Raw genomic sequence first — 8,460 nt, 5'->3', positions numbered from 1 at the left:
CGGTGTAGTCGGTGGCGAGGATGCTGCGCAGGGGGAGGACGAGGCCGGTTTCGGTCTCGGTGTGACGGCGGGCGGCGAGGTGGGGGAGTTCGTTGGGTTCGGCGCTGCCGCCGGGGAGGGTGAGGCCGTTCTGGTAGGTGGTGGCGACGAGGAGGACGGCGCCGTCGGGGTCGAGGGCGAGGGTCTGGTGGCCGAGGCGTCGGCGGGGCGGGTTGGTGAGGATGTCGGGCAGGGGGTAGAGCACGGCTTGCTCCTGGGGTGGAGGGGGTGGGAGTCGCCAGGTGTGGGCGGTGGGGAGTCCGGCGACGATGCCGGTGGTGAGGATGAGGCCGAAGACGAGGAGTCGGGGTGTGAGCGGCCCGTCGCGGATCGGCCGGCAGGCGAGGGCGGCCGCTCCGGCGCTGAGCGCGGGGATGGTGAGGGTGGCCGCGAGGAGCCTGGACGCCGGGCTCACGCCGCGCTGTTCGCGCGGGGCGGGCTCGGGTGCTGGACGGGGATGTGGCGGGGATGGTCGAGCCGCTGGAGGTCCTGGGGCCGGGTGGTCCACTCGCAGCCGCCGGCTTCGGGTCGGAGGTAGGCGGCGCCGCCGAGGGTGTCCATGTAGACGCCTTCGGCGGGCTGCCCGTCGGGGGAGCGGTGGGTCCGGTCGCGGACGACTTCGCCCACTTTCGGCTGGTAGGCGGGCGTGCGGGGGCGGCTGGGCATGCGGGCTCCTTGGTAGCTCTGTGCCTCGAGTCCCTTACGGCTCGTGTTTATGATGACCCTCGTTGGTGCAGGATCAGCCCGAGATCTGAATTTGATGCCGATGATCCACAAGTTGGTGGGACATGGTTAACCGCAGGCAACTTGACCCGACATCAGGCCCGTGGGCGCCCTTCGGTGTGCAACTGCGCAGGTCGCGAGAGGTGAAGGGGCTTACGCAGGCCCAGCTGGCGAAGAAGGTCGGATTCGACCCGTCCTATGTCTCCTACGCTGAACTTGCAACGCGCGAGCCTCCGAGTGAGAAGTTCGCTCGTAGGGCCGACGAGGCGCTGGAGACGGGAGGAACGCTGCTGCTGATGTGGCTGCAGAACAAGCACTCGGCTCTCCTGGAGGGCTTCCCCGAGTATGCGAGCCACGAAGCGAAGGCTGCCGAGATACGGATCTTCGAATCAGGCGTCGTTCCTGGGCTGTTCCAGACCGAGGCCTACGCAACTGCCCTGGCCATGGCCGATGTTCGTCGTGGAGCGATCACTCAGAGGCAAGCGGACGAGCGAGTCACCTTCCTGCTCACTCGTCAGCAGTTGTTGCGGCGGAGCAGCCCTCCGCTCGTGCATGCCGTCCTCGATGAGAGCTGCTTGCGACGGCCGATCGGGGGGTGGGGCGTGATGGACGAGCAACTCAGTTTCCTGGAGCAGCAGTTCGACGTGAGTCACGTAATTCTTCAGGTCGCCCCGTTCGCCATGGCCGAGCACAGGCCGTTCGCTCTGCCTATGCGACTTCTCACGCTCCCCGATCATTCCTTGTTGGGCTATTCGGAATCTGAGGGACGAAGCCATCTTGAGCGCGATGCTGACGTACTGACAGTTTGGAAGAGACACTACGATCGACTGCAGGTGGGAGCGCTGGCCGAGACGGCGACTCTCGAATGGTTTCGCGCTGCTCGGGAAGGAACCGCATGTCCGACATCAACTTGACTCGCGCCGCGTGGGTGAAGTCCAGCTACAGCCAGCAGGGTGGCGACTGCATCGAGGTGGCGCCCGGGTTCCCTGGTGTCATGCCTGTTCGTGACTCCAAGGACTCCGAGGGGCCTTCGCTCGTCTTCGCAGCTGATGCCTGGCGGTCGTTCGTCGCCGCCGTACGGGCGGACGAGTTCGGCGCCGTCTGATCGACCGTCGCCTGCGCCCTCCGATCGCATCCGATCGGAGGGCGCTCTGCGTGGGTAGTCTCAAGGTGATGGGTGGTGATCCCAGGCTTGAGGAAGGCCTCGACTGCGATGCTCGTTGACCTGAGAAATGCCCGGTGGCGCAAGAGCACGTTCAGTAACGGTCAGGGTGGCTGTGTGGAGGTGGCGGACGGCTACGGCGGCGTCATGCCCGTCCGTGACTCCAAGGATCCCGAGGGTCCCGTGCTCGTCTTCACGTCCGATGCCTGGTGGGCGTTCGTCGCAGGCGTTCAAGCTGGGGAGTTTCGGTTGTCGTCAGAGTGACGAATAGTCGCTACTCTGGCCCTATGCGAATCACTCTCACGCGTGCCAGTGTTGCCATGGGGGACGATGTGGACGCGCCCCACGAAGCCCACCTGGAGTCCGACGGCGCCACCACGCTCGGCGAGTTCGTGCGCCAGGTCGCCCTCTCGGGGTACTTCCCGCAGATGGCCTGCTGGGTGGTGTTCGACGGCCGGCGGAAGCCGGCGCCCGCGCCGATCGCGATGCTCTCGGCGCCGTGGGAGCAGCCGCGGTTCCTGGACGACGCGCTGCGGCACCGGTCGCTCGACTCGCTCGCGGGCAAGGACGGTGAACTCGGTGAGAACGGCGAGCTGAGTCTCTTCTTCGACTACCGGGCGACCATCGCGCCGGACGTCCTGTGGCAGCGCCTCATCGGCTGACCGACGCCCTGATGCCCCCTCACCCCGTGCCGAACGTCCGGCGCAGGCAGGTCGCCAGCCGGTCCGGGGTGGGCGGGTGGAAGCGTCCGGCGAGGTAGCCGTCGGGGCGGATCAGGAAGGCCTCGCCGGGGCGGGGCCCGTAGGCGCTGCGGAACTCGCCGCCGGTGTCCCGGGCGGTCGGTAGCCGCCACAGGGGCGCGGGCGCGTCCGGTGCGAGCACCGCGTAGACATCCAGCAGTCCGTGGGCCGTGGAGAGGGCGGCGACCGCGCAGGTTGTGACCGGCTCCTCGGGTGTCGCCGCGTCGAGGTGGAACAGCAGGGTGTGGCGCGGGCCGCGCAACAGGTCGAACAGCCGGACGGGGTAGTGCGCGAGGTCGCGCGCCAGTCCCCGGCTGTCCGGGGCCCGTTCGCCGGAGCCGGGCCCGTGCCCGGCCGGTCCGCCGCCGCCCTTCGGCTCGACCAGCGGGCTGTCCGGGTAGCCGACCAGCAGCTGGGCCTCCCGCCGCAGCACCGCGTCGAGGATGTCGGGCGAGCCGGGGTCGGCCTGGACGCCGGTCCGGGAGTGGCGCACCGTCCGGCCGACCACCTCGACGCCCACCGGGTGCCGTTCGGCGTGGTAGCTGTCGAGCAGGCCGGCGGCGCCGACGCCCCGGACGGCGAGCGCCAGCTTCCACGCGAGGTTGTAGGCGTCCTGGATGCCGGTGTTCATGCCCTGCGCGCCGGTGGGCGGGTGGATGTGTGCGGCGTCGCCGGCCAGGAAGAGCCGCCCGGCCCGGTAGCGGTCCACCAACCGGTGGCTGATCCGGAAGGTGGAGGACCAGCGCAGCGCCGAGGCGTGCGTCGGCTGCGGCGAGAGCCGGTCGAGCACGGCCTGGATGTGCCGCAGTTCGGGGGCCGCTCCGCTCTCCAGCCCGTGCGCGACGCCGTCCTGGGCCCCGGCGCCGGCCAGTTCGTCCGGGACCAGCATCGACACCCGGTAGCGCTTGCGGCCGGGGAGCGGGATGCAGACCAGCAGGTCGTCGACCCGGCCTTCGGTGTCGTGGCGGGTGGCGCGGACGCCGTACCCGGCGGGGAGGTCCCAGTCGACTTCGACGTCGCCCAGCATGTACTGCTCGGGGAAGGCGTCGCCCTCGAAACGCAGGCCTGCCGTCTTCCGGACCAGGCTGTGCGCGCCGTCGCAGCCGATCACGTAGCGCGCCCGGACCTCCCGCGGCCCGGACGGTGTCGCGAGCACGGCCAGGACCCGGCCGTCGGGCCCGTCGGCACCACCGGTGCCCGCCTCGGCCTCCTGATCGAGGGCGAGCAGCTCGGTGCCGCGCTCGACCCGCGTGCCGTACCCGGCGAGGTGCTCGGCGAGCAGCCGCTCCGTCGTGTACTGGGGGAGCGCGGCGAAGCCGTAGGGGATGTCGGGCGGCATCGTGAGCTCGATCCGCGGACCGGGCCGCCCGTCGACGAAGGGCAGCTGGCCGTGCATCGGGACGGCCTCGTTCAGCGCCGCGCCGACCAGGCCCATGGCGTCCCACACCTCCATGGTGCGCGGCTGGACGCCGACGGCCTTGGCGTAGTGCTGGGGGACGGCCAGCCGGTCGATGATCCGGCAGTCGACCCCGTGGCGGCGAAGCTCGGCCGCGGCCGTCAGTCCGACCGGGCCCGCGCCCACCACCAGTACGTCGATCTCGTCCATGACCGCTCCCGGGGACGTCCTGACCGCCTCCCTCCAGGCTGCGCCCGACCGGCACCGGTCCGCCACCGCTGCCGGAGGGCCCGGCCACCGTTGCCGGAGGGCCCGGCCGCCGGCACCTGAGCGAGCCCCGGCCGCCGGTGCCGGAGCGGCCCCCGGCCACCGCCGCCGCGGTGACCTCCCGGGCCGGCGACGGAGGGCAACCAATTCCAAACACTTGGCGACAATCCCGGCCAACTCATGACGGTCCGTCAATCAGCCTTCTACGCTTCGTCCGGCCTCGGTGCGGGGGCGGAGCCGCCGCCGCACCCGGTCGCTTCCCCCGATGTACTGACGAGTCTGGAGCAGACCCCCGTGAGAATAAGCCGTTCCCCGAGCCGCACCTGGACGGCCGTGGTCGCCACCGGCGCGGCCACGGCCGCGCTGTTGGTGCAGCCCGCCACAGCCTGGGCCGTGGCGCCCGCGCCCGTCGTGACGACCACCGTCGCCGTGGCGCCCTACCCGGCGGGCGTCGCACTCGCGCCGGACGGCAGCCGGGCGTACGTGACCAGCCAGAGCAGCGGCACCGTCACCGTGCTCGACGCCGCCACCGGCGCGGTCTCCGGCACCTTCACGGCCGGCAGCGGCTCGTACGCCGTGGCCTGGTCCCCCGACGGGCAGCACGCTTATCTGACCCACCAGCTCGACGACGCGGTCAGCGTCGTCGACACCGCGAGCAACACCGTGGCGGCCACCGTCGCGGTCGGCGCCGAGCCCTTCGGGGTGGCCGTCTCCCCGGACGGCGCCCGCGTGTACGTCAGCAGCGCCGGCGCGGCGACCGTGAGCGTGATCGACACCGCGAGCAACACCGTGACCGCGACCGTCCCGGTCGGCGCGGAGCCGCACGGCGTGGCCGTCTCGCCCGACGGGGCGCACGTCTACGTCGCCGCCTCGGGCGCGCAGGCGGTGGACGTCATCGACACCGCGAGCAACACGGTGAGCGCGGACGTCCCCGTCGGCCACGGAGTCTTCGGCCTGGCGCTGAGCGCCGACGGCTCCCGCCTCTGGACGGGCAACGGCGGTGACGACACCGTCAGCGTGCTGGACACGGCGGGCCGCGCCGTCGTGGGCACGGTGACGGTCGGGGCCAACCCGTTCTCGGTCGCGCTCTCGCCCGACGGCAAGTCGGCGTACGCCTCAAACTACGGTGACGGCACGCTGAGCGTGATCGCCACCGCGGACCGCAAGGTCACCTCGACGGTGCCGGTCGGCACCAGCCCGTACGCGCTCGCCGTCACCCCGGACGGGCGGCGCGGCTACCTGGCCGACTTCGCCGCGAACGCCGTGACGGTGCTCGGCTTCCCGCTGCCGGTGCCGGTCGTCACCGGGGTCAGCCCGGCGAGTGGACCGCAGGCGGGCGGGACGAAGGTCACCATCACCGGGACCGGCCTGAACGGCGCCACCGCCGTGAGCTTCGGCGCGGCCGGGAACGCCACCGCCGTCTCGTGCACGGAGACCGGCTGCACCGCCACCGCTCCCGCCGCCGCGGCGGCCGGGGTCGTCGACGTCCGGGTCACCACGGCCGGCGGTACCAGTGCCGTCGTCCCGGCCGGGCGCTTCACCTACACCGCGCCCACCGCCGACCTCGCGGTCTCGCTCGCCGCCACCCCGGTGGGCGGCCTGTTCTCCGGGCGGGTCGACTACACCCTCACCGTCACCAACCAGGGCCCGGAGACGGTGACCTCGGCGACGATCTCGGCCGACCTGCCGGCCGGCTTCACCGCCTCCTCGACCGACTGCACGATCGCGGCGGGCAAGCTGACCTGCGCGGTCGCCGGTCCGCTCGCGAAGGGGGCGGGCGTCACCCGGCACGTGACGGTCCACGTCGGCCTGCTCAACCTCGGCCGGACCTTCACCGTCACCGCCGCTCGCACCGCGAGCGCGCCCACCGACCCGGTGGCGGCGAACGACCGCGCGTCCCGCACCTGCTCGGCCACGCTCGCGCTGCTGATCAGCTGCAAGTGAGTCCGGCGCCGCCGACGCTCCCCTTCGGGGAGGGCGTCGGCGGCGCCGCCGCGCACCGCTTCGGCGCTCAGCCGACGGGTGCGCCGAACCACTCGGCGAGCCGGTCGAGCAACTCGCCCTGGTCCTCGCCGACCCAGGCCACATGGCCGTCCGGCCGCACCAGCGCCGCGGGCACGTCCACCTGCGCGCCGGCGTCGGCGACCCGGTCGACCCGGTCCGCCCAGCCCGCCACCGAGAGCCGCCCGGTCCGGTCGAGCAGCAGGCCCCGGCCCTCGTGCATCAGCCCGTAGAGGCTGCCCTCCGCCAGCCGGACGTCCCGCAGCCGCCGGCCGACCAGGTCGTGGCCCCCGCCGAGGTCGTAGCGGACCTCGACCGCCGTGATCATCCCGGTCACCTGGCGGTTCACCTCCTCGATGTCCATCAGCCTGGACAGCAGGTTCCGCAGCGCGGTCGCGCCCGGGGAGGTCCCCAGCAGCGTGATCTGCGCCCGGGTGTTGTCCAGCACGGCGGCGCCCACCGGGTGGCGCTCGGCGTGGTAGCTGTCCAGCAGCCCCTCCGGTGCCCAGCCGTTGACCGTGGCGGCCAGCTTCCAGCCGAGGTTGAACGCGTCCTGGATACCGGTGTTCAGGCCCTGGCCGCCGGTCGGCGGATGGATGTGCGCGGCGTCGCCGGCCAGCAGCGCCCGGCCGACCCGGTAGCGCTCGGCCTGCCGGGTGGCGTCGCCGACCCGGGAGAGCCAACGCGGCGAGTGCACACCGAAGTCGGTGCCCGCGAAGGCCCGCAGCTGCTGCTTGAACTCGTCCAGGGTCGGCGGGACCGACCGGTCCTCGGCCACCCCGGCGGCGGGCACGATGATGCGGAACACGCCCTGCTGCCCGTCGACGTCGGCGGCCACCCCGAACCGCGGCTGGGTCGCGCGGACCTGCTCGACGACGGCCGCGATGGTCGCCCGGTCCTCGGCCGCCCCCATGTCGCCCAGCAGCGTATCGACGGTGGTGGGCTCACCGGGGAAGGCGACGCCGAGCAGCTTGCGTACCGTACTGCGGCCGCCGTCGCAGCCCACGAGGTAGCGCGAGCGCAGCCGCGTTCCGTCCGCCAGCTCGACGCCCACCCCGTCCTCGTCCTGGCTCAGTCCGACCACCTCGTGGCCGCGCCGGATCTCGGCCCCGAGTTCGTGGGCGCGCTCGGCGAGCAGCAGTTCCGTCGCCGTCTGGGAGACGGCGAGTCCGTACGGGTGGGCGGTGTCCAGCGTCTCCGGCCACGCCTTGTGGACGCCGCCGAAGAAGCCGCCGATCCGGAACTTCTCGCCGGCGGCGAGGAACCGGTCCAGGAGACCGCGCTGGTCCATCATCTCGACGCTGCGCGTGTGCAGGCCGCGCCCGCGCGACCGGGCGTCCGGCTCCGTCGCCCGCTCCAGCACCACCACCTCCACTCCGGCCAGCCGCAATTCGGTCGCCAGCATCAGGCCGGTCGGTCCGCCGCCGACCACGATCACGTCAATCATCAGAACGCCCGTTCAACGAGAGTGGATTTCCGGACGGTCGGCCGCTGCCCGTCCGGTGGTGCGTACACGCCGGCCCATGCCGGATTTCCGTGTCCGCGAGCTGCGCCGGGAGTTCCGGCCGTCGTGCGGCCCCCGCGCCGGGAGCGGTGGACGGGCGCCGATCCGTCAGGGCCGCAGGTCCCGGCCCAGGTCGACCATTGTGCGGCGGCCCCGGGGTCTTGCCGCAAGGCCGGGGGTGCGCTATATCTTGGTAGTGGCGAGGAGTGGATTCACCTCCTCGCCTTCGTCATTTCCCCGCCCGCGGCTTCCTTCCGAATCGGTGCCGCCGTCCGGACGGAATTGTTCCGGGCACGGTGAACCCCCGGGCCCTTTCGAGAGCGCGCCCATTCTGCGGCCGTTCCCCCGGAGTTTCGGCGCGCCGCGCCCGGCGCGCCCGTGCGGCCACCTCGACTGGCGGGCCCCGGACGGCGGCTGCGTCGCGTACCCGCGCTACCTCGGACCGGACGGCGTCGAGGCGTTCTGCACCGCGCTGGTCGAGCAGGCCGGTGTCCTGCTGCTGCCGGCGAGCATCTACCGTTCCGAGCTCACCCCGACGCCGACCGACCGGTTCCGGATCGGCATCGGCCGCCGCGACCCGGCCCCGGCCCTGGAGGCTCTCACCGACTGGCTGAAGGGTCGGCGCTAG

Annotated in this window: 10 protein-coding genes; 6 read left to right on the top strand and 4 right to left on the bottom strand. The window is 72.5% G+C overall.

Translation table 11 applies throughout. The features are described 5' to 3' along the window. Positions 1–454 (bottom strand): NUDIX domain-containing protein (locus ABZ495_RS33980; RefSeq protein WP_359839724.1); only part of this gene is annotated, 454 nt, incomplete at its 3' end. Further along, positions 451–705: a hypothetical protein gene (locus ABZ495_RS33975; RefSeq protein ID WP_359839722.1), complete on the bottom strand. Its 255-nt coding sequence runs from the start codon at positions 703–705 to the stop codon at positions 451–453. The genes ABZ495_RS33975 and ABZ495_RS33980, both read right to left, overlap by 4 nt. Before the next feature lie 122 nt (positions 706–827). Between ABZ495_RS33975 and ABZ495_RS33970 the strand changes: the two genes are divergently transcribed. The 4 genes from ABZ495_RS33970 to ABZ495_RS33955 all read left to right on the top strand — a co-directional run bounded on the left by ABZ495_RS33970 (position 828) and on the right by ABZ495_RS33955 (position 2,586). Continuing rightward, positions 828–1,676: a helix-turn-helix transcriptional regulator gene (locus ABZ495_RS33970; RefSeq protein WP_359839720.1), complete on the top strand. Its 849-nt coding sequence runs from the start codon at positions 828–830 to the stop codon at positions 1,674–1,676. After that, positions 1,658–1,867: a DUF397 domain-containing protein gene (locus ABZ495_RS33965; protein WP_359839718.1), complete on the top strand. Its 210-nt coding sequence runs from the start codon at positions 1,658–1,660 to the stop codon at positions 1,865–1,867. The genes ABZ495_RS33970 and ABZ495_RS33965 overlap by 19 nt, the downstream gene beginning before the upstream one ends. Before the next feature lie 108 nt (positions 1,868–1,975). Further along, positions 1,976–2,188: a DUF397 domain-containing protein gene (locus tag ABZ495_RS33960; protein ID WP_359839716.1), complete on the top strand. Its 213-nt coding sequence runs from the start codon at positions 1,976–1,978 to the stop codon at positions 2,186–2,188. 23 nt (positions 2,189–2,211) lie between these two features. Next, a complete protein-coding gene (locus ABZ495_RS33955; RefSeq protein ID WP_359811053.1) occupies positions 2,212–2,586 on the top strand; it encodes a hypothetical protein in 375 nt (124 codons plus the stop codon). A gap of 19 nt (positions 2,587–2,605) precedes the next feature. On the opposite strand, the gene ABZ495_RS33950 is transcribed toward ABZ495_RS33955, so the two are convergent. Continuing rightward, positions 2,606–4,270 (bottom strand): FAD-dependent monooxygenase, encoded by a 1,665-nt coding sequence (locus ABZ495_RS33950; protein ID WP_359839715.1) that lies wholly within the window; start codon positions 4,268–4,270, stop codon positions 2,606–2,608. A gap of 351 nt (positions 4,271–4,621) precedes the next feature. Here ABZ495_RS33950 and ABZ495_RS33945 point away from each other — a divergent pair, with 351 nt between their 5' ends. Next, positions 4,622–6,271 (top strand): beta-propeller fold lactonase family protein, encoded by a 1,650-nt coding sequence (locus ABZ495_RS33945; protein WP_359811059.1) that lies wholly within the window; start codon positions 4,622–4,624, stop codon positions 6,269–6,271. 67 nt (positions 6,272–6,338) lie between these two features. Here the strand turns inward: ABZ495_RS33945 and rox are convergent, their stop codons facing one another. Beyond that, entirely contained in the window at positions 6,339–7,775 is a 1,437-nt protein-coding gene (rox, locus tag ABZ495_RS33940; protein ID WP_359839713.1) for a rifampin monooxygenase, read from the bottom strand. A 319-nt stretch (positions 7,776–8,094) separates the two neighbouring features. Between rox and ABZ495_RS33935 the strand changes: the two genes are divergently transcribed. Then, positions 8,095–8,460 carry a hypothetical protein gene (locus ABZ495_RS33935; RefSeq protein ID WP_359811064.1) on the top strand — a complete coding sequence of 122 codons (366 nt, stop codon included), beginning with the start codon at positions 8,095–8,097 and terminating at the stop codon, positions 8,458–8,460.

This window comes from Kitasatospora sp. NPDC005748, assembly GCF_040630735.1.
Classification (GTDB): Bacteria; Actinomycetota; Actinomycetes; order Streptomycetales; family Streptomycetaceae; genus Kitasatospora.
This window is presented reverse-complemented; position numbering and strand designations above follow the sequence as displayed.

What these genes read in the sequence shown, in the direction of transcription:
- ABZ495_RS33975 (WP_359839722.1), bottom strand. Translation starts at nt 705, where the DNA reads ATGCCCAGCCGCCCCCGCACGCCCGCCTACCAGCCGAAAGTGGGCGAA.
- rox (WP_359839713.1), bottom strand. Translation starts at nt 7,775, where the DNA reads ATGATTGACGTGATCGTGGTCGGCGGCGGACCGACCGGCCTGATGCTG.
- ABZ495_RS33960 (WP_359839716.1), top strand. Translation starts at nt 1,976, where the DNA reads ATGCTCGTTGACCTGAGAAATGCCCGGTGGCGCAAGAGCACGTTCAGT.
- ABZ495_RS33950 (WP_359839715.1), bottom strand. Translation starts at nt 4,270, where the DNA reads ATGGACGAGATCGACGTACTGGTGGTGGGCGCGGGCCCGGTCGGACTG.
- ABZ495_RS33970 (WP_359839720.1), top strand. Translation starts at nt 828, where the DNA reads ATGGTTAACCGCAGGCAACTTGACCCGACATCAGGCCCGTGGGCGCCC.
- ABZ495_RS33955 (WP_359811053.1), top strand. Translation starts at nt 2,212, where the DNA reads ATGCGAATCACTCTCACGCGTGCCAGTGTTGCCATGGGGGACGATGTG.
- ABZ495_RS33965 (WP_359839718.1), top strand. Translation starts at nt 1,658, where the DNA reads ATGTCCGACATCAACTTGACTCGCGCCGCGTGGGTGAAGTCCAGCTAC.